The 18,174-nt window shown below is 67.5% G+C and carries 17 protein-coding genes and 1 rRNA gene; 13 read left to right on the top strand and 5 right to left on the bottom strand.

What is annotated here, in order from left to right; genetic code table 11:
- Window positions 1–175 precede the first annotated feature (175 nt).
- From rrf to xerD, 10 genes are all read left to right on the top strand, one after another.
- Window positions 176–292, top strand: a 5S ribosomal RNA gene (gene rrf, locus ACZ5Z0_RS03405).
- 314 nt (window positions 293–606) lie between these two features.
- Window positions 607–2,469, top strand: coding sequence for a tetratricopeptide repeat protein (locus ACZ5Z0_RS03400; protein ID WP_464109887.1), 1,863 nt, complete (start codon window positions 607–609; stop codon window positions 2,467–2,469).
- Window positions 2,470–2,475: 6 nt separating this feature from the next.
- Window positions 2,476–3,468, top strand: coding sequence for an HAD-IIA family hydrolase (locus tag ACZ5Z0_RS03395; RefSeq protein WP_464109886.1), 993 nt, complete (start codon window positions 2,476–2,478; stop codon window positions 3,466–3,468).
- 10 nt (window positions 3,469–3,478) lie between these two features.
- On the top strand, window positions 3,479–3,736 hold the full coding sequence (locus tag ACZ5Z0_RS03390; RefSeq protein ID WP_464109885.1) for a hypothetical protein: 258 nt from the start codon (window positions 3,479–3,481) through the stop codon (window positions 3,734–3,736).
- Entirely contained in the window at window positions 3,733–4,539 is an 807-nt protein-coding gene (locus ACZ5Z0_RS03385; RefSeq protein WP_464109884.1) for a TlyA family RNA methyltransferase, read from the top strand. The genes ACZ5Z0_RS03390 and ACZ5Z0_RS03385 overlap by 4 nt, the downstream gene beginning before the upstream one ends.
- Before the next feature lie 46 nt (window positions 4,540–4,585).
- The gene (locus ACZ5Z0_RS03380) at window positions 4,586–5,626 is read left to right on the top strand and encodes an NAD kinase (protein WP_464109883.1); all 1,041 of its coding nucleotides are present in this window, start codon (window positions 4,586–4,588) and stop codon (window positions 5,624–5,626) included.
- 3 nt (window positions 5,627–5,629) lie between these two features.
- Window positions 5,630–7,369, top strand: a complete 1,740-nt coding sequence (gene recN, locus ACZ5Z0_RS03375) for a DNA repair protein RecN (protein ID WP_464109882.1) — start codon at window positions 5,630–5,632, stop codon at window positions 7,367–7,369.
- A 74-nt stretch (window positions 7,370–7,443) separates the two neighbouring features.
- Window positions 7,444–9,207 (top strand): CTP synthase, encoded by a 1,764-nt coding sequence (locus ACZ5Z0_RS03370; protein WP_464110700.1) that lies wholly within the window; start codon window positions 7,444–7,446, stop codon window positions 9,205–9,207.
- 27 nt (window positions 9,208–9,234) lie between these two features.
- Window positions 9,235–9,897, top strand: a complete 663-nt coding sequence (locus tag ACZ5Z0_RS03365; protein WP_464109881.1) for an NUDIX domain-containing protein — start codon at window positions 9,235–9,237, stop codon at window positions 9,895–9,897.
- Window positions 9,897–10,949, top strand: coding sequence for a site-specific tyrosine recombinase XerD (gene xerD / locus ACZ5Z0_RS03360; protein ID WP_464109880.1), 1,053 nt, complete (start codon window positions 9,897–9,899; stop codon window positions 10,947–10,949). Before ACZ5Z0_RS03365 ends, xerD begins: the two co-directional genes overlap by 1 nt.
- A gap of 37 nt (window positions 10,950–10,986) precedes the next feature.
- Here xerD and ACZ5Z0_RS03355 read toward each other — a convergent pair whose 3' ends face one another.
- Window positions 10,987–11,481 (bottom strand): N-acetyltransferase family protein, encoded by a 495-nt coding sequence (locus ACZ5Z0_RS03355; protein WP_464109879.1) that lies wholly within the window; start codon window positions 11,479–11,481, stop codon window positions 10,987–10,989.
- 289 nt (window positions 11,482–11,770) lie between these two features.
- Here ACZ5Z0_RS03355 and ACZ5Z0_RS03350 point away from each other — a divergent pair, with 289 nt between their 5' ends.
- From ACZ5Z0_RS03350 to ACZ5Z0_RS03340, 3 genes are all read left to right on the top strand, one after another.
- Complete coding sequence (locus tag ACZ5Z0_RS03350; RefSeq protein WP_464109878.1) at window positions 11,771–12,079, top strand: hypothetical protein; 309 nt, start codon at window positions 11,771–11,773, stop codon at window positions 12,077–12,079.
- A 35-nt stretch (window positions 12,080–12,114) separates the two neighbouring features.
- Window positions 12,115–12,624 (top strand): 8-oxo-dGTP diphosphatase, encoded by a 510-nt coding sequence (locus ACZ5Z0_RS03345; RefSeq protein WP_464109877.1) that lies wholly within the window; start codon window positions 12,115–12,117, stop codon window positions 12,622–12,624.
- A gap of 401 nt (window positions 12,625–13,025) precedes the next feature.
- A complete protein-coding gene (locus ACZ5Z0_RS03340) occupies window positions 13,026–13,658 on the top strand; it encodes a hypothetical protein (RefSeq protein ID WP_464109876.1) in 633 nt (210 codons plus the stop codon).
- An 80-nt stretch (window positions 13,659–13,738) separates the two neighbouring features.
- On the opposite strand, the gene ACZ5Z0_RS03335 is transcribed toward ACZ5Z0_RS03340, so the two are convergent.
- From ACZ5Z0_RS03335 to ACZ5Z0_RS03320, 4 genes are all read right to left on the bottom strand, one after another.
- On the bottom strand, window positions 13,739–14,878 hold the full coding sequence (locus tag ACZ5Z0_RS03335; RefSeq protein WP_138769678.1) for a bifunctional 2-methylcitrate synthase/citrate synthase: 1,140 nt from the start codon (window positions 14,876–14,878) through the stop codon (window positions 13,739–13,741).
- A 62-nt stretch (window positions 14,879–14,940) separates the two neighbouring features.
- On the bottom strand, window positions 14,941–15,843 hold the full coding sequence (gene prpB / locus ACZ5Z0_RS03330; RefSeq protein WP_138769677.1) for a methylisocitrate lyase: 903 nt from the start codon (window positions 15,841–15,843) through the stop codon (window positions 14,941–14,943).
- Complete coding sequence (locus tag ACZ5Z0_RS03325) at window positions 15,843–17,363, bottom strand: MmgE/PrpD family protein (protein WP_464109875.1); 1,521 nt, start codon at window positions 17,361–17,363, stop codon at window positions 15,843–15,845. The genes prpB and ACZ5Z0_RS03325 overlap by 1 nt, the downstream gene beginning before the upstream one ends.
- Window positions 17,356–18,015 (bottom strand): GntR family transcriptional regulator, encoded by a 660-nt coding sequence (locus ACZ5Z0_RS03320; RefSeq protein ID WP_464109874.1) that lies wholly within the window; start codon window positions 18,013–18,015, stop codon window positions 17,356–17,358. Before ACZ5Z0_RS03320 ends, ACZ5Z0_RS03325 begins: the two co-directional genes overlap by 8 nt.
- Between the last annotated feature and the right edge of the window lie 159 nt (window positions 18,016–18,174).

Genomic DNA, 18,174 nt, shown 5'->3' with positions numbered 1-18,174 from the left:
CCATGGAAGAGGGTACAAAGAAACAAGATACGCTTGCGTCCACTATGTGGTTCCCAAACAACAAACCCGTTGCTAAGGAACCAAAACAACTGAATACAACACCACAGATGTTGTAACCACCAGATTTCCCACCCAGGGAACGGCTCTCACAGCCCCCAGGGTGCGGACACAGGGTTACGGCGGTCATAGCGTGGGGGAAACGCCCGGTCCCATTCCGAACCCGGAAGCTAAGACCCACAGCGCCGATGGTACTGCACCCGGGAGGGTGTGGGAGAGTAGGTCACCGCCGGACAACCATTACAGCCAGGCCCCGACACACAATGTCGGGGCCTGCGCCATTTAACACCCAAAACACGATCCGCCGAAACCTTCGAGGCAGGCGTCGAGATGGACTGCTAACGAGTGGCGGTCGGACCGTCCTGTGAGACTTGACACCGCGGCGCCCAAATGCCCGCCGCCGTTAGCCGGGCGGGAGCGACTCGCCTAGAATTGATTGAGATGTACGGACTTCGAAGCGCTTGATTTCGGGTTGCGTAGCGAACGAAACACGGAAACAGAGCGGCTGCGATTGCGCCAGTGGTCAGCTCATAACAGGAGGAATCCAACATGGCTGAGCACAACGATGGCAACCGCGGCGGCAACGACCGCGGCAACTTCGGCGGCGGACGGAATTCCGGCGGCGGGGGTTTCCGCGGCGCGAACAACTCCGGCGGAGCCCCGCGCGGTTTCCGCGCCAGGGATGACCGTTCGGACGGATCGCGCCCGTCCTTCAACGACCGGGATCGCAAGCCGTTTGGTGATCGTCCGTCTCGCGAAGGTGATCGTAAGCCGTTCAGTGGTGGTGGCGATCGTGATCGTAAGCCGTTCAGTGGTGGTGGCGATCGTGATCGTAAGCCGTTCAGTGGTGGTGGCGATCGTGATCGTAAGCCGTTCAGTGGTGGTGGCGATCGTGATCGTAAGCCGTTCAGTGGTGGCGGTGACCGTGATCGTAAGCCGTTTGGTGATCGTCCGTCGCGTGAGGGCGGCGAGCGTCGGAGCTTCGGTGGCGATCGTGATCGTAAGCCGTTCAGTGGTGGTGGCGATCGTGATCGTAAGCCGTTCAGTGGTGGTGGCGATCGTGATCGTAAGCCGTTCAGTGGTGGTGGCGATCGTGATCGTAAGCCGTTCAGTGGTGGTGGCGATCGTGATCGTAAGCCGTTCAGTGGTGGTGGCGATCGTGACCGTAAGCCGTTTGGTGATCGTCCGTCGCGTGAGGGCGGCGAGCATCGGAGCTTCGGTGGCGATCGTGATCGTAAGCCGTTCAGCGGGGGCGACAACCGCAAGCCCTTCGGCAACCGCGAGGACCGTCCGGCCCGCAGCTTCGACCGCGGCGACTCAGGTCCCCGACAGTTCGGCCGCGACCGCGCCGAGGATCGTCCCGTCCGCGAACCGAACGCCAGGGACCTGCGCAGTGCCAACCGACCGGACCGCGAGCGTTCACCCCAGATCGATGAGGACGTCACGGGCAAGGAACTGGACCGCGCCACGCAGCACCAGATCAAGACCCTTGAAGACAACAGCGCCGAGTGGGTTGCACGCCACCTCGTCATGGCCGGCCGCCTCATCGACGACGAGCCGGAACTCGCCTTCCAGCACGCCCTTGCCGCCAGCCGCCGAGGTGGCCGCCTCGCAGCGGTCCGCGAAGCCGTCGGCCTGACCGCCTATGCGGCGGGACACTACGGCGAAGCGTTGCGCGAATTCCGGACCTACCGCCGGATCAGCGGATCCAACATGCACCTCCCGGTGATGGCGGACTGCGAACGCGGCCTGGGCCGCCCTGACCGGGCACTGGACATGGCCCGCTCCGAAGAAGCCAAGGACCTTGACGCTCCCGGCAAGGTGGAGCTCGCAATCGTCGCCGCCGGCGCCCGCACCGACCTGGGCCAGCTCGACGCCGCCGTCTCCGAGCTGGAAATCGCGCAGCTGGACATCAACCGCGCCTTCTCCTACAGCCCCCGGCTTTTCCGAGCCTACGCCGATGCCTTGACCGCGGTCGGCCGCGAAACCGAAGCCGCGAAGTGGCAGCGCCAGGCCGTCGTCGCCGAAAACGCCCTCGGCCTGGGCATCGACGAGGAGCCGGATATCATCGACCTCGGCTGGGACGAGGAAGAGGAAGCCCGCGAGGAACAGCGGCGCCGCCGGACCCTGCACCAGCAGTCCGCGGAGCAGGCCGAGGGGGCCGCGGGTGAGCGCGTACCGCGCGCCGCCAGCGCCGAAGCGGTAGCCGGGCTCCCGGAGGACGCGGCACCCCAGTCCGCTGCTCACGAGCTTGAGGCCGGCTCCGACGACGAAGAGCCGGACTTCTTCGAGTCCGACGACGCCGAATCCGACGAAGATTCCGTTGAAGCGGACGAACTCGAGGCCGGCGACGCGGAAAGTGGAGACGCCCACAATGAAGAGTCCCGCGTGCCGGAACGCGGCGAGGACTAGGCAACCATGGCCGAAGCTCACCTCATTTCCCGGTTCGACGCGCTCCTGGCCGATTTGGACGGCGTCGTTTACGCCGGCCCGCAGGCCATTCCCGGCGCCGTGGAGTCGCTTCAGCGCCTCGCCGGCGTCGGCGTCGGGCTGGGCTACGTGACGAACAATGCCTCGCGGTCGCCCGCCGAGGTAGCGCAGCACCTGCGCGAGCTCGGCGCCCCCGCCGAGGATCAGCAGGTGGTGAGCTCCTCCCAGGCGGCGGCCGAGCTGCTCGCTTCCATGTTGCCCGCCGGTGCCCGCGTCCTGATCACCGGCGGCGAGGCACTCGCCCGCGAGGTCGAGCTCGTGGGCCTGGTACCGGTCCGCACCGAGGCAGAAGACCCAGTCGCGGTCGTGCAGGGCTTCCACCCCGAGGTGGGCTGGAAGGACCTCGCGGAGGCGTCCTATGTCGTCGCGGCCGGCGCCCTGTGGGTGGCCACCAACACGGACATGTCCATTCCGCAGGCGCGCGGCATGGCGCCCGGCAACGGCACCCTGGTGGCCGCCGTCGCTGCCGCCACCGGCCGTCAGCCGCTGGTGGCCGGCAAGCCCGAGGCCCCGCTGTTCCACGCCGCCGCTAAGCGGCTGGCCGCCGACCGTCCCCTGGTGGTCGGCGACCGGCTGGATACCGATATTCTCGGCGGCAACAACGCAGGCTTCGCCACCGTCGCCGTGCTGACGGGCGTCGACACGCGGGAATCCATCCTCGCCGCCCGCACCATGGAACGGCCCACGTTCCTGATCAATGACCTCACCGATCTTTACCAGCCCTACCCGGCGGTGGAGGACGACGGCGGCGGGCGCTACCGCTGCGGCGGCGCCTCGGCCGAGGTGCTCGGTACAAGCCTGCGCGTCAACGGGGATCCCGCGGACATCGATTCGTGGCGTGCGGCTTGTGCCGCCTGGTGGGCCGCGAACCCGGAGGAACCCATCGCCAAGGCACCGAGCCTGGAATGGCTGGATCACTAGACTGGAGAGCATGACCGAGCTGAACCCCTCCACCGACGCCCAGCCGGATAGCCCCGACCGCGCTGAAGCGCGGATCGACTGGCCGGCACCCGCGGTCGACCCCGCGGCCGGCGACCCCGCCGTCGACGCACTGCTGCTCCGCCTTGGCGACGTGCCGGAGCTGCCGGTCGCGTCCCACGGCGAGGTCTACGCCGGCCTGCACGACGAGCTGGCCGCGGCCCTCAACGAGGACGTGGCTGGACAGGGAGCGGGGGACACCCCACGATGACCAGGCTCGACCAGGCCCTCGTCAGCCGCGGGCTGGCGAGGTCCCGCACCCACGCCGCGCGCCTGATTAGCGAAGGCAAAGTCAGCTCGGCGGGGGAGGTGCTGGCCAAGGCTTCCTTGCAGGTCCAGGACGGCATGGCCCTGGATGTCGCCACTACGAGCGAGGACGACTACGTCAGCCGTGCGGCCCACAAACTCGCCGGCGCCCTGGACGCCTTTCCCGCGGTCGCGGTTGCCGGCAAACGCTGCCTCGATGCCGGAGCCTCTACCGGAGGCTTCACCGAGGTGTTGCTCCGGCGTGGCGCCGCGCACGTGGTGGCCGTCGACGTCGGGCATGACCAGCTGGTGCCGCAGATCCGCAACGATGCCCGGGTCTCGGTCCATGAGGGCCTCAATGTCCGCTACATCACCCCGGATGTGATTGGCGGCCCTGCGGCGCTGACGGTGGCGGACCTGTCCTTCATCTCGTTAACCCTCGTAGTGGCGCCGCTGGCGGCGTGCACCGCGACCGGCGGAGACCTGGTCCTGATGGTCAAGCCGCAGTTCGAGATCGGCAAGGACCGCCTGGGCCGCACCGGGGTGGTCACCTCCGAGCGGGAACGCCGGATGGCGGTTGCCAAGGTCGCAGCCGCGGCGATGGACGCGGGCCTGGAATTGGAGGGCCTGGCGCAGAGCCCGCTGCCGGGCCAGGACGGAAACGTCGAGTACTTCCTGTGGATAAAACGCGGAAACCGGGCAGACCTGCCTAAGATCGAAGAGCGGGACGCAGCCGTTGCTGCGTTACTCGGAACAATCTGGCCGTAGTACTGAAAGCACAAGCAGCACGAGAAGCACTAGAAGGCGGAACCCGATGAGCAGGCGTGTCCTCATCCTTGCCCACACCGGCCGCGAGGAATCCCTCAAGGCCGCCTGGGAAGCGTGCGCCCAGCTGCATGCCTCCGGGATCGTCCCCGTGATGCAGAAATCCGAACTCGGCGACATGGTCCGGTTCTACGGGCGGCTGGACCAGCCCGTTGAGGTGCTGCATGACCACGTCAAACTTCCCGACGTCGAGCTCGTGATGGTGCTCGGCGGCGACGGCACCATCCTGCGCGCCGCAGAACTGGTCCGGGAGGTCGACGTGCCGCTGCTGGGCGTCAACCTCGGCCACGTCGGATTCCTCGCCGAAAGCGAGCGGGCGGACCTTGCCCAGACCGTGGAGTGGATCGCCAGCCGCCAGTACACGGTGGAGGAGCGGATGACCATCGACGTTCAGGTGTGGGTCCGCGGCCAGAAGATCTGGCACACCTGGGCGCTCAACGAAGCCGCCATCGAGAAGGGCAACCGGGAACGGATGCTCGAGGTGGTCACAGAAGTCGACGAACGTCCGCTGACGTCCTTCGGCTGCGACGGCGTTGTCCTTGCCACCCCCACCGGATCCACCGCCTACGCCTTTTCCGCCGGCGGCCCGGTGGTGTGGCCGGAAGTGGAGGCGCTGCTGATCGTGCCCATCAGCGCGCACGCGCTCTTCGCCAAGCCGCTTGTGGTCTCGCCCAGGTCCCGGCTTGCCGTCGAAATCCTGAACCGCACCGACGCGCAGGGTGTGTTGTGGTGCGACGGCCGGCGCTCCGTGGACCTGCCGCCGGGCGCCCGCGTGGAAGTCACCCGCTCGGCCACCCCGGTCCGGCTCGCGCGCACCCACCAGACCCCGTTCTCCGGGCGGCTGGTCCGTAAGTTCGAACTTCCCATCCAGGGCTGGCGCGGCCCCGTTCCGCAGCCCGAGGCCATCCACACCGGACCCCTGCCGGTGGTGCGCACCCCGCGGCCCATGCCGCCCCTGCCAACGCCGCCGCAGGTAGAACCGCAGCACGCGGCCCCTGGCGCACCCACCGATCCATCGACTGCGAAGTGACCCATGCTTGAAGAACTGAGAATCCGCGACCTCGGCGTCATCACCGACGCGACGCTCCCGCTGGGCCCCGGCCTGAGCGTAGTGACCGGCGAGACCGGCGCCGGCAAGACCATGGTGGTCACCGCCGTCGGCCTCCTGCTCGGCGCAAGGTCCGACGCCGGCGCCGTCCGCAGCGGTGCGAAGAGCGCCTCGGCCGAGGCAGTCCTCAAGCTCGACGCCGGCCACGCCGCGGTTTGCCGTGCCCGCGAGGCCGGGGCAGAGGTCGAGGAGTTCGACGGGGGCGCCGAGCTGCTGCTCGCCCGCAGCGTCGGTGCCGACGGGCGCAGCCGCGCCTACCTCGGCGGCCGCACCGTGCCGGTCGGCGTCCTCGCCGAGATCGGCGGGACGCTGGTGGTGGTCCACGGACAGTCCGACCAGATCCGGCTCAAGAGCCCGGTGGCCCAGCGCGAGGCCCTGGATAAGTTCGCGGGGGAGTCGCTCGCCGGTTCCCTGGCCGCCTACCAGGAGCTGCACGGGCACTGGAAGGCCAGCCAGGCCGAGCTGGACGAACTCCGCAGCGCCGCCCGCGAACGGCTGCGCGAGGCGGAATCCCTCGAGGCCGCGCTGGCCGAGATCGACGCCGTCGATCCGCAGCCCGGCGAGGACGAGTCTCTCAAGGCCGAGGCAGTCAAGCTTGCCAACGTCGAAGAGCTCCGGATCGCCGCCAGCACCGCGCACCAGGCCCTCATTTCCGAGGACTTCGGCGAAGAAGCCGACGCAACCACATTGGTGGACGCCGCGAAACGCACCCTGGAGCACGTGGCCGAACACGACGGGGAACTCGGCTCCGCCGCCGCCCGGCTGGCGGAGGTGGGCTTCCTGCTCAACGACATCGCCGCGGAGCTGGCCAGCTACCAGGCCTCCCTCGACACGGAGGGCCCGGAACGCCTCGCCGAAATCGAGGACCGCCGCGCCGCCCTGGCCAAACTGGTGCGCAAGTATGCTCCCAGCATCGACGAGGTGCTGGCCTGGGCGGAGCAGGCCCGGGCACGGTTCGAGGAGCTCCAGGACGACTCCACCCGGATCGAGGCGCTGGACGCCGACGTCGTCCGCGCCGAGGCCGATCTCCGCAAGCAGGCCGCCGCCATCAGCAAGGCACGGAAGAAGGCCGCCAAGGACCTGTCCGCCCGCGTCAGCGCCGAGCTGACGGCCCTTGCCATGGCCGACGCCACACTGGTGATCAACGTGGACCCCGGTGAGCAGCTGGGCCCGTTCGGTACGGACGAGATTTCCTTCCTGCTCCAGCCGCACTCCGGCGCGCCGGCCCGGCCGCTGGGCAAGGGCGCCTCCGGCGGTGAACTCTCCCGCGTGATGCTCGCCATCGAAGTAGTGCTGGCTGCGGTCGACCCCGTGCCGACCTTCGTCTTCGACGAGGTCGACGCCGGCGTCGGCGGCCGTGCCGCCGTCGAAATCGGCCGCCGGCTGGCCATGCTCGCCCGGCATGTCCAGGTGCTGGTGGTCACCCACCTGCCGCAGGTGGCGGCCTTCGCCGACCAGCACATCCGGGTCACCAAGACCTCGGTCCGCGGGGCCGACGGCGCGACGGCCACGGGCTTCACCTCCAGCGACGTCCAGCTCCTTGACGAGGCGGAACGCGTCCGTGAACTGGCCCGCATGCTGGCCGGCCAGGAAGATTCCGAATCGGCGCGGGCTCACGCCCAGGAGTTGCTGGATGACGCGCGGCTGTTGCCGCAACGCGCCTGACAGTTCCGGTCGCCGCGCCGGGACTGGGATGACCATCACAACGGCGTTTTACCGACCCTAGGAAGACCGAATTGATGATAGGCTCGAACTCCGTGGTGCAGCGATCAAATTCCCGTGTAAATTCCCGGTTCCCGGGCTCGTCCAAGACGACCAAACACATCTTCGTAACCGGTGGTGTGGCGTCCTCGCTCGGTAAGGGACTGACGGCTTCGAGCCTCGGTCACCTCCTGCGGGCACGCGGCCTGTCTGTAACAATGCAAAAGCTCGATCCCTATCTGAACGTGGATCCGGGCACGATGAACCCCTTCCAGCACGGCGAAGTCTTCGTGACCGACGACGGCGCCGAGACGGACCTCGACATCGGCCACTACGAGCGCTTCCTCGACGAAAACCTCGAGGGCTCGGCCAACGTCACGACCGGCCAGGTGTACTCCACGGTCATCGCCAAGGAACGCCGTGGCGAGTACCTCGGCGACACCGTGCAGGTCATCCCGCACATCACGGATGAAATCAAGCGCCGGATGCGGCTGCCCGCCGAGGGCAAGAACGCCCCGGACGTTATCATCACCGAAATCGGCGGCACCGTCGGCGACATCGAATCCCAGCCGTTCCTCGAGTCTGCCCGCCAGGTCCGCCAAGACGTGGGCCGGAACAACGTGTTTTTCCTGCATGTCTCGCTGGTGCCGTACATCGGCCCCTCGCAGGAGCTCAAGACCAAGCCGACGCAGCACTCCGTTGCCGCGTTGCGTTCTATCGGCATCCAGCCCGAGGCGATCGTGATCCGTTCGGACCGTGAGGTTCCGCAGGCCATGCGCGAGAAGATCGGCCGGATGTGCGACGTCGACATCGACGCCGTGATCGGCTGCCCGGACGCACCGAGCATCTACGACATCCCCAAGACGCTGCACTCCCAGGGCCTGGACTCCTACATCGTCCGCGCCCTCGACCTGCCGTTCAAGGACGTCGACTGGACCAGCTGGGACAAGCTCCTCGATGCTGTGCATAACCCCAAGCACGAGGTGGAGATCGCCCTCGTCGGCAAGTACATCGACCTGCCGGACGCCTACCTTTCCGTGACCGAGGCGCTGCGCGCGGGCGGCTTCGCGAACAACACCAAGGTCAAGATCCGCTGGGTCCCCTCGGACGAATGCGAAACCCACGAGGGTGCGGTCAAGTCTCTGGACGGTGTGGACGCGATCTGCGTTCCCGGCGGCTTCGGCATTCGCGGCCTCGAGGGCAAGCTCGGCGCCCTGAAGTACGCCCGCGAAACCAGGCTCCCGGTCCTGGGCCTGTGCCTGGGCCTGCAGTGCATGGTCATTGAGTACGCCCGCAACGTGGTCGGCCTCGAGGGCGCGTCGTCCTCCGAATTCGAGCCGGACTCCAAGTACCCGGTTATCGCAACGATGGAAGAGCAGCTCGACATCGTCGACGGCAAGGGCGACCTGGGCGGCACCATGCGCCTGGGCTTGTACGAAGCCAAGCTGGACGAGGGCTCCGTTATCGCCGAGACCTACGGCACCACGAAGGTCAGCGAACGCCACCGGCACCGCTACGAGGTCAACAACAAGTACCGCGAGCAGATCGCCGCCGAGGGCCTGGTGTTCTCCGGAACCTCACCGGACGGCAAGCTGGTCGAGTACGTGGAGCTTCCCCGCGAAGTCCACCCGTACTACGTGGCCACCCAGGCGCACCCGGAGCTCAGCTCACGGCCCACCCGCCCGCACCCGCTGTTCGCCGGGCTGGTCAAGGCCGCCCTAGACCACCAGCACGGCGCGGGCCAGCCTGCCGCTGCGACTGCCAAGGCCTCAGCCAAGACCGCCCCGGCAGCGTCGAAGTAACTCCCAACTGAATCAAAGGACGGCGCGATGCCCGGAAAGCCTGAGACCCCCAATGCTGCACGGCAGGTTTCGGACGAGCCGAGCCCGCGCCGTCTTTTGTCTTCAGAGAAGGTCTATCAGGGCCGGATCTGGGATGTCGTCAGCGACAGCTTCCAGCTAAGCGACGACGGCGAGCCCCTGGTCCGCGACTACATCGACCACCCCGGGGCGGTTGCCGTGCTCCCGATGAACGACGACGGCGAGATCCTGCTGATCAGGCAGTACCGCCACCCGGTGGGCATGGCCCTCTGGGAGATTCCGGCAGGACTGCTCGACGTCGAGGGCGAGGATTTCGTGGCCGGGGCGGCCCGGGAGCTCGCGGAGGAAGCCGACCTGGTGGCTGCGCGCTGGAACGTGCTGGCCGACTTTTTCAACTCGCCGGGCTCCTCCAGCGAGGCGATCCGCATCTACCTGGCCCGTGGCCTGAGCGACGTCCCCGGCCACGAGCTGCACGAACGTACCGACGAGGAAGCGGAAATCGAGCTGCACTGGATCCGGCTCGACGATGCGGTCCGGGCAGTGCTGGAGGGCCGCCTGCACAACCCGTCCGCCGTCGTCGGGATCCTGGCCGCCGCGGCGGCGCGAGCCGACGGCTTCGAAGGCCTCCGCCCGGCTGGCGCGCCGTGGCCCGCCCACCCCAGCCAGCGCTGATGACCGGACTGCTGGCGGCCGGGCCCGCCGCCGAGCCGGGAGCTTCAGGGCCTGACGCCTCAGAACCTGGTGCCTCGCCCGCCGCCTCGCCCGCCGAACCGGCTGCCCGGCCGCTGACCGCCGTCGACCGGGCCATCACGGACTACCTGCAGCACATGGGCGTGGAACGCGGTCTGGCCGCCAACACCCTGTCCGCCTACCGCCGCGACCTGGCCCGCTACGCCCGGCACCTGTCCGCCGCAGGCCGCCGGCGTCCCGAGGAGATCACCCGGCGCGACGTGACCGGCTTCGTGCAGGCACTCTCCGACGGCTCCGACGGCGGTTCGGCCTTGGGCGTCCGCTCGGCGGCCCGCACGGTGGTCGCAGTCCGCGGGCTGCATAAGTTTTGGGCGCTGGAGGGTGTCACGCCCACCGATCCCGCCAGCGACGTGCACCCGCCGATGCCCGGAAAGCGGCTGCCCAAGGCCATCACGGTGGACGAGGTCACCCGCATCCTGGAAGCGGCCGGCACCGACACAGCCACCGGCCTGCGCGACCGCGCCCTGCTTGAGTTCCTCTACTCCACCGGCGCACGCATCAGCGAGGCCGTGGGCCTGGACGTCGATGACATCGCGCTGCAGGGCGACGACGAGCCGGGCCCTGCCATCGTCCGCCTGTTCGGCAAGGGTTCCAAGGAGCGGTTGGTGCCGCTGGGATCCTTCGGGGCCCGGGCCCTGGACGCTTACCTGGTCCGTGGGCGGCCGCTGCTGGCCGGCAAGGGAAAGGGAACGCCGGCGCTGTTCCTGAACGCCCGGGGCGGCCGGATCAGCCGGCAAAGTGCCTGGACCATCCTCAAGGCGGCAGCAGAGAAGGCCAACATCACCAAGGACGTCTCGCCGCACACCCTGCGGCACTCCTTCGCCACGCACCTGCTGGAAGGCGGGGCGGACGTCCGGGTAGTGCAGGAGCTGCTTGGCCATGCATCCGTGACCACCACGCAGGTCTACACCCTGGTGACAGCTGACACGCTGCGCGAGATCTACGCCGCCGCGCATCCGAGGGCGCTGGGCTGAGGGCCGCCGCGAGGAGCGTCCAACCTCAACGAATTTCCTACCTCACCATCCGGGCGTCGACGATCCGTGGAGCTCCGGGGTCGATCTGCTCCACACCGTCGAAGGCAAAGCCGTTCCGACGATAGAACGCGACCGCGCGGGGATTGTCTTTCGCGACCCACAACATGGCCCCACCATCGCCCACCGTCGCATCAAGCAAGGATTGCCCGGTACCGGTGCCGTGGAACGCGGCCGACACGTAGAGGCTGAACAATTGACGATCGCGGGGGAGGTCCTGGCCCTCCGCTCCGTAGCTGGCGCCAGCGAAGGCGAAGCCGACGATCCGTCCCTTGTGCTCCGCGATGTGGATATTCCAATCCTGGCGTGGATTCGCGAGGATCCGCTGCCACATGACATGTCTGCCGTGGACGTGGTCCTCGGTGAAGAACTCTGCCGGCAGTAGGTGCGAGTAAGCTTCCCGCCACGTCGCCACGTGCAGTTCAGCGATCCGGGGTGCATCGGGGAGTGTGGGCTCGCGCAGAGTGATGGTCATCGGTTTATTCTGCCTGAAGACCGTTTCCTGAAAGTACCTAGTGGGATGTGTAAGAAAAACGCCCTGCCGGGACACTTAGTCTTCAGGAAGAAGTCATCCGATGTCCGGGGGAACCGCCATGTTGGCTGCGAAAGAGCAAGCATTTCATTGACCTGCACACCCAGCATTCCGCGCGGGTGTACGCCTACATCGCGTGCCGTATCAACGACGGGCACCGGGCCGAAGAACTTGCCGCCGATGGCTTCAGGATCGCCTGGGAGAAACAGCTACCTGAGCCGCCCGGTAGCGGGTGGCTCCTAGCTACTACACGGTGCTGGGCTGCGCCGGCGGCTGGCTCGCCTACTCCATCTCCGACGACGGGGTCCGGGCACTCCAGCTCGACGGCGGCAACGCCTGGTTCAAGATCGCCCAACTGCAGAACGGGCGGTTCCTCTGCGACGTCCGGCAACAGTGGTCCAGCGTCTTCAACCGGGAGTTCCAGGCCTCGAACAACCAGGGCCTCGCGCCGCAGCAGGCCATGGACAAGGAATTCGCGCAGAAGGGCATACCCGTCGAGCTGCGTCCTCAGCTCGTGGGCGACGGGCCGGCAGCCGGATAGCCGCGGCTCCCCGCGCCGGCTATAGGGTTGAACACATGACGTCCACGCCAGTCACCCTCTGCTTCCTGCTCCGTGAGTCGGAGCGCGGTACGGAGGTGCTGTTGGGCCTGAAGCGGACCGGCTTCGGCCTCGGCAAGATCGTTGGCATCGGCGGCCACGTGGAGCCCGGAGAGAGCGACGCCGAGGCCGTGGTCCGCGAAGTCCGTGAGGAATCCGGCATCGTGGTGCTCGAGGAGGACCTGGACCACGCCGGCGTCGTCGAGTTCGTCTTTCCCGCCCGGCCGGAGTGGAACATGACCTGCCGACTGTTCACCACCCGCCGCTGGGAAGGCGAGCCGTCCGAAAGCCCGGAGATCACGCCCGAGTGGTTCGAGGCCGCGTCCTTGCCGCTGGAGCGGATGTGGCAGGACGCGGAGCACTGGCTGCCGCCGGCGCTGGCAGGGGAGACGATCGACGTCATGGTTGTCCTCAACGCGGACAACGAAACCGTCGCGTCGATCAGGCACTCCTCTTCCCCGGGTGAACCGCGTCCTCGCGCCGTCTAAGTTAGCGACGCGGAATCGTGTTGCCCGGAATGCCGGCGTCAGACCGGTAGCCTAGGGATCGACTCTCATGCGCGGCAATCCGGGCTCTTCCTTGGTGAAGTCGGGAGCGCACACGGACACTTTGGGGCAGGGCATGGACTCGAGCAATCGCGACGCCAAACGTTATGACGGAGAAGCTAACGAGGACGATCCGTCCGCAAACACCAGGGCCAGACGGCGCCGGGTGTGGGCGGCGGCCGTCGTCGTCCTCGCCCTGGCGGCCGTGGCCGGGGGCGTTGCCTTGGCCGGAACCATGGGGTCCGGGAAGCCGGTCCCGGCGGCAGCTTCGACGCCCGCAGTAATCCCCCACGGTATCCGAGGGCCTTTCGACAACGAAGTCTGCGCCCACCGCCGCGCCGTCGGTGCCTGCGACGCCCTCGGCGGCCAACGCGTCCGGTCCGGCAACCGCCGCAGCTGCCGCTGGGGACTGGAAGACATTCACAAGCGCCGATTCGAGGGCGAGTTTCGAGTACCCGGCCGCCTGGCGTGTATCCCCGACACCGGGATCCTCGGCCTACACGGGCACCGCAGTCGACGTCGCCGATGAGGCCGGTGTGGTGGTGGCCTCCCTGACCTTTGGCCCGGCAGGCGGCCTCGGCGGCGCGTGCCAGGGCGCGGTTCCGTACACGGTACTGGACACGGTTGAAGTCGATCTCCCGTACCAGGCCTCGAAGGGGTCTGTCACGCCGAGGTTTGTCTTCCGCGCCCTCCAGGAAGCGGACCACATCACCGCCTCCTACGGACTGACGAACTCCCCGGCCGGGCAGAACGGCACCACCTGCATGTTCTACAACGTTGTTACGGGCCCCGCCGATCCGCCGATGTACTCCTTCGCCGACACTTTCGAGGTCCGGGTTGGTGACACGCAGCCAACCCCCGCCCACAAGGGAGCCAAGACCTTCCCTTCGATGGACGCTGCCCGGGCCTACATGCAGACCCCGGAGTACCTGAACGCGAAGCGCATGATCACCTCGCTGAAGATCACCGCGGGGTAGCCGCGACCCCAGCAAGCAAAAAGCGCGGGCCGGCCACCAGTCATAGGTGGCCGGCCCGCGCTATTTGCTGTTGGCAGGAACTACGGCACGTGCCGTTCCTCCACACCGTTGTATTCGCTCAGTGGGCGGATCAGCGAGTTCGAGTCCAGCTGTTCCATGATGTGCGCGGTCCAGCCGGTGATCCGGCTGGCCACGAACAGGGGAGTGAACGTCGGGGTGTCGAAGCCCATCAGGTGGTACGTGGGACCCGCCGGGTAGTCGAGGTTCGGCTTGATCGCCTTCGCCTCGTCCATCGCGGTCTCAAGCCCGTTGTAGAGCCCCAGCAGCTCCGGACGGCCGTAGTGCGCGATCATCTTGTCCAGGGCGGCCTTCATGGTGGGAACCCGGGAGTCGCCGTGCTTGTAGACGCGGTGGCCGAAGCCCATGACCTTCTTCTTGTGCGCCAGCGCGTCTTCCATCCAGGCCTTCGCCCGCACCGCCGCCTCGTCCAGCGACTCTTCCTGCCGGATGCCGATCTCGTCGAACGTGTGCATCACGGCCTCATTCGCGCCGCCGTGCAGGGGGCCCTTGAGCGCCCCGATCGCACCCGTGACGGCCGAGTGCAGATCGGAGAGCGTCGAGGTGATCACCCGGGCCGTGAAGGTCGAGGCGTTGAAGGAGTGCTCGGCGTACAGGATCATCGAGACGTTGAAAGCCTCCACAACTTCCTGTACCGGCTCCTCGCCAAAGGACATCCACAGGAAGTTGGCCGAGTAGCCCAGGTCCTCCCGGGGCTCCACCACACCCTGACCGTGCCGGCGGCGCTGGTCGTAGGCGACCACGGCCGGCATTGCGGCGAACAGGTCCACTGCCTTGGCCATGTTGGCCTCCCGCGAGGAGTCCTCGGCGAGCGGATGCCGGGCACCCATCACCGAAGCCGCCGTGCGGCAAACGTCCATCGGGTGCGAAGTGAGCGGCAGCGCATCGATGACCTGCTTGACCACCGGATCCAGCGCGCGGCCCGCGCGTTCCCGTGCGGTGAACTCCGCCAGCTGCTCCTCGGTGGGCAGCTCGCCGTTCCACAGCAGGTACGCCACTTCCTCGAAGCTGCACTTGGCGGCCAGCTCCTGGACGGGGTAGCCGCGGTAGAGCAGCGAATTGGTGTCCGGGTTGACCTTGGAAACCGCGGTGTAGTCCACCACGACGCCGGCAAGGCCCTTTTTAATCTCATTTTCAGCCATGCTGAAACTCCTTTGTTCCTAACGCCTGTTGACCGGCCGGGGCCGGCAGTCCGGTGGGGGTGTCAGATGCCGGGGATCTGGAAATTGAAGACCCCGGTGTCAAAGCGGTTGTAGGCCTCGTAGTCCACGAGGTCGTAGAGCCGCGCACGGGTCAGCATGCTCGAAACCTGCGCCTCCTGGGTGCCGTCGGATTTGATCGATTCCAGAGTACGCTCAGCAGCGCCCATGGCACTACGGAGCAGCGTCACCGGGTAGATCACCATGTTGACGCCGACGCCGGCCAGCTCGTCCACCGTGAACAGCGCACTCTTGCCGAACTCGGTCATGTTGGCCAGGATCGGCACGTCGACGGCGTCGCGGATCGCCTGGAATTCGCTCAGGTCCTTCATGGCCTCCGGGAAGATCGCGTCCGCGCCGGCCTCCACGAGGGCCTTGGCACGCTGCTGCGCCGCCTCCAGGCCATCCGTGGCCCGGATGTCGGTCCGGGCCATGATCAGGAAGTTCGGATCCCGGCGCGCATCGGCCGCGGCCCGGATCCGCTTGGTGGCGGTCTCCAGGTCCACGACGTTCTTGCCATCGAGGTGGCCGCAGCGCTTCGGGTTGAACTGGTCCTCGATGTGCAGGCCGGCCAGGCCCGCGTTTTCAAGTTCCTGGACGGTGCGCGCCACGTTCATTGGCTCGCCGAAGCCGGTGTCGGCGTCGACGATCGAGGGCAGGTCCGTCATCCGGGCGATCTGCCCGGCACGGGTGGCCACCTCGGTGAGCGTGGTCAGGCCGATGTCCGGCAGACCAAGATCATTGGCGAGGACTGCGCCGGAAATGTACACCCCGGCGAAGCCCTTTTCCTCGATGAGCCGGGCAGAGAGCGGGTTGAACGCGCCCGGGAACTGCTGGATGGTGCCGGAGGCGAGCAGCTCCCGGAAACGGATGCGCTTCTGCTCCGGCGTGGTCTTCGAATACAGCATTAGAAGAGTCCCTTCGGTGCGGACGCCAGGTCGATCACGCCGTCGGCGGCCTTGATGTTGAGCTGGTCCAGCTCGCCGGCGGCCAGTTCGGGCAGCCTCGCGGCGGCGGCCAGGAAGCGCTCGATCTCTTCCTCGGCCACGAGGCCGGCGGCGAGGGTGCGGAACTTGTTGACGTACTGCTCGCGGGCGAACGGCCGGGCGCCCAGCGGGTGCGCGTCGGCGACGGCGATCTGGTCGGTGATGACGGTCCCGTCCTTGAGCGTGATCTCCACGGAGCCGCCGAACGCCTTCTCCGCGATGTCGAGCGAGTGGTAGCGGCGGGTCCATTCCGGATCCTCGACCGTGGTGACCTTGTGCCACAGTTCCACCGTGTCCGGGCGGCCCGCGCGCTCCGGGGCGTAGGAATCGACGTGGTGCCACGCCCCGTCCTGCAGCGCCACCGTGAAGATGTACGGGATGGAGTGGTCCAGGGTCTCGCGGCTGGCCGTGGGGCTGTACTTCTGCGGGTCGTTGGCGCCGGAACCGATCACGTAGTGGGTGTGGTGGCTGGTCTTGATCAGCACCGATTCGACGTTGGCCGGGTCGGTGACCTCGGGGTGTTCGCCGTGCAGCTTGCGGGCCAGGTCGATCCAGGCCTGGGCCTGGTACTCGGCGGAGTGTTCCTTCGTGTATGTGTCCAGGATGGCGCGCTTGGCTTCGCCGTCCTCGGGCAGCGGCACCGTGTAGTTGGCGTCGGGGCCATCGAGCATCCAGGCGATGACGCCGTCTTCACCTTCGTAGATCGGCACCGGGGAGGTCTGGCCGCGCATGGCCCGGTCGGCGGATTCAACAGCCATCTTGCCGGCGAACGCGGGGGCGTGGGCCTTCCAGGTGGAGATCTCGCCCTTGCGGGACTGGCGGGTGGCGGTGGTGGTGTGCAGTGCCTGGCCGATGGACTGGAAGATGGTCTCGACGTCGAGGCCCAGCAGGGTGCCGATGCCAGCGGCGGCGGAGGGGCCCAGGTGCGCTACGTGGTCGATCTTGTGCTTGTGCAGGCAGATGGCCTTGACCAGGTTGACCTGGATCTCGTAGCCGGTGGCGATGCCTCGGATCAGGTCCTTGCCGCTAGAACCGACGTGCTGGGCGACGGCGAGGATCGGCGGGATGTTGTCGCCCGGGTGGGAATAGTCCGCGGCCAGGAACGTGTCGTGGTAGTCGAGTTCGCGGACGGCGACGCCGTTGGCCCAGGCCGCCCATTCCGGAGCCACGCGCTCCTCGATTCCGAACACCTTCGAGCCCTTCCCGCCGGTGCTGGGACCGTGGGTGAGTGCCTGGGCGCGGGCGGCGACGATCGGGGCGCGGTTCAGGGAGGCGATGGCCACCGAAGCATTGTCGATGACGCGGTTGATCACCATGTCGGTGACCTCGTCGGAGACGGCGACGGGATCCGCGGCGACCTTGGCGATCTTGTAGGCGAGCTGGTCCTCGCGGGCCAGGTTTTCCTCGCTCTTGTAAACGCGGACGTGGTGTTCCTTAACCATGGTGCTCCTTCTCATGAGGTACGTGGGTGGCTTTGACGTGGGAAAGGCTGCGGTGAAGATGCAGCGTGGTGGCGGCCTCGGCCAGCCGCGGGTTGCCGGCGGCGATGGCTTCGGCGATGGCGGCATGCTCGGCGGCAGCTGCGGTGAGACGCTCGGCGTCGTCGGCTGCCAGCCGGCGCACCCGGACCAGGTGAACGCGGAGGCTGCGCATGGCTTGGACCAGGTAGGAATTGGAGATCGCGGCATCAATGGCCGAGTCGAGCCGGCCGACCAGGCTGTAGTAGTCGTGCCGTGCCGGGTCCGCACCCCTAATCATCTCCGGCGCTCGCAGGAGCTCACGCCGCAGTTGCTCGAAGGTCGCGGCGTCGCCGCGCTCGGCCGCCAACGCCGCCGCCTTGCCCTCGAGGGTTTCGCGGAGTTCGAAGAGTTCGTCGATGTCCTCGAGGGAGATGTCGGTGACGACGACGCCGCGGCCGCCTGCCGTCGTGGTCAGCCCTTCCGCGGTGAGCCGGCTAAGGGCCTCACGCAGCGGGGTCCGCGAGATGCCGAGCCGCTCGGACTGCTCCACTTCGGCGAGGACTGTTCCGGGTGCCAGGCGCCATTCAATGATGTCCTCGCGCAGGGCCGCGTAGGCCTTGTCGCTGGCGCGCATCCTGACTCCTTCGTTAGCTGACCCCATCAGTGTATACACAATTGGCCCAGCAGCCCAGCTTTTTAGGCGGAAAGGGGAAAATTCACTCTCCACTGTATACACAGCTCTTGTGGCGGGACTCCTGCAGGGCTACCATGAGCTGCATCACAACGTCGTGGA

It is taken from the genome of Arthrobacter sp. T2-23 (assembly GCF_055398325.1).
This window is presented reverse-complemented; position numbering and strand designations above follow the sequence as displayed.

Excerpts from the sequence above, each read along its gene's own strand:
- ACZ5Z0_RS03400 (WP_464109887.1), top strand. The coding sequence starts at position 607 with ATGGCTGAGCACAACGATGGCAACCGCGGCGGCAACGACCGCGGCAAC.
- ACZ5Z0_RS03395 (WP_464109886.1), top strand. The coding sequence starts at position 2,476 with ATGGCCGAAGCTCACCTCATTTCCCGGTTCGACGCGCTCCTGGCCGAT.
- ACZ5Z0_RS03390 (WP_464109885.1), top strand. The coding sequence starts at position 3,479 with ATGACCGAGCTGAACCCCTCCACCGACGCCCAGCCGGATAGCCCCGAC.
- ACZ5Z0_RS03385 (WP_464109884.1), top strand. The coding sequence starts at position 3,733 with ATGACCAGGCTCGACCAGGCCCTCGTCAGCCGCGGGCTGGCGAGGTCC.
- ACZ5Z0_RS03380 (WP_464109883.1), top strand. The coding sequence starts at position 4,586 with ATGAGCAGGCGTGTCCTCATCCTTGCCCACACCGGCCGCGAGGAATCC.
- recN (WP_464109882.1), top strand. The coding sequence starts at position 5,630 with ATGCTTGAAGAACTGAGAATCCGCGACCTCGGCGTCATCACCGACGCG.
- ACZ5Z0_RS03370 (WP_464110700.1), top strand. The coding sequence starts at position 7,444 with ATGATAGGCTCGAACTCCGTGGTGCAGCGATCAAATTCCCGTGTAAAT.
- ACZ5Z0_RS03365 (WP_464109881.1), top strand. The coding sequence starts at position 9,235 with ATGCCCGGAAAGCCTGAGACCCCCAATGCTGCACGGCAGGTTTCGGAC.
- xerD (WP_464109880.1), top strand. The coding sequence starts at position 9,897 with ATGACCGGACTGCTGGCGGCCGGGCCCGCCGCCGAGCCGGGAGCTTCA.
- ACZ5Z0_RS03355 (WP_464109879.1), bottom strand. The coding sequence starts at position 11,481 with ATGACCATCACTCTGCGCGAGCCCACACTCCCCGATGCACCCCGGATC.
- ACZ5Z0_RS03345 (WP_464109877.1), top strand. The coding sequence starts at position 12,115 with ATGACGTCCACGCCAGTCACCCTCTGCTTCCTGCTCCGTGAGTCGGAG.
- ACZ5Z0_RS03335 (WP_138769678.1), bottom strand. The coding sequence starts at position 14,878 with ATGGCTGAAAATGAGATTAAAAAGGGCCTTGCCGGCGTCGTGGTGGAC.
- prpB (WP_138769677.1), bottom strand. The coding sequence starts at position 15,843 with ATGCTGTATTCGAAGACCACGCCGGAGCAGAAGCGCATCCGTTTCCGG.
- ACZ5Z0_RS03325 (WP_464109875.1), bottom strand. The coding sequence starts at position 17,363 with ATGGTTAAGGAACACCACGTCCGCGTTTACAAGAGCGAGGAAAACCTG.
- ACZ5Z0_RS03320 (WP_464109874.1), bottom strand. The coding sequence starts at position 18,015 with ATGCGCGCCAGCGACAAGGCCTACGCGGCCCTGCGCGAGGACATCATT.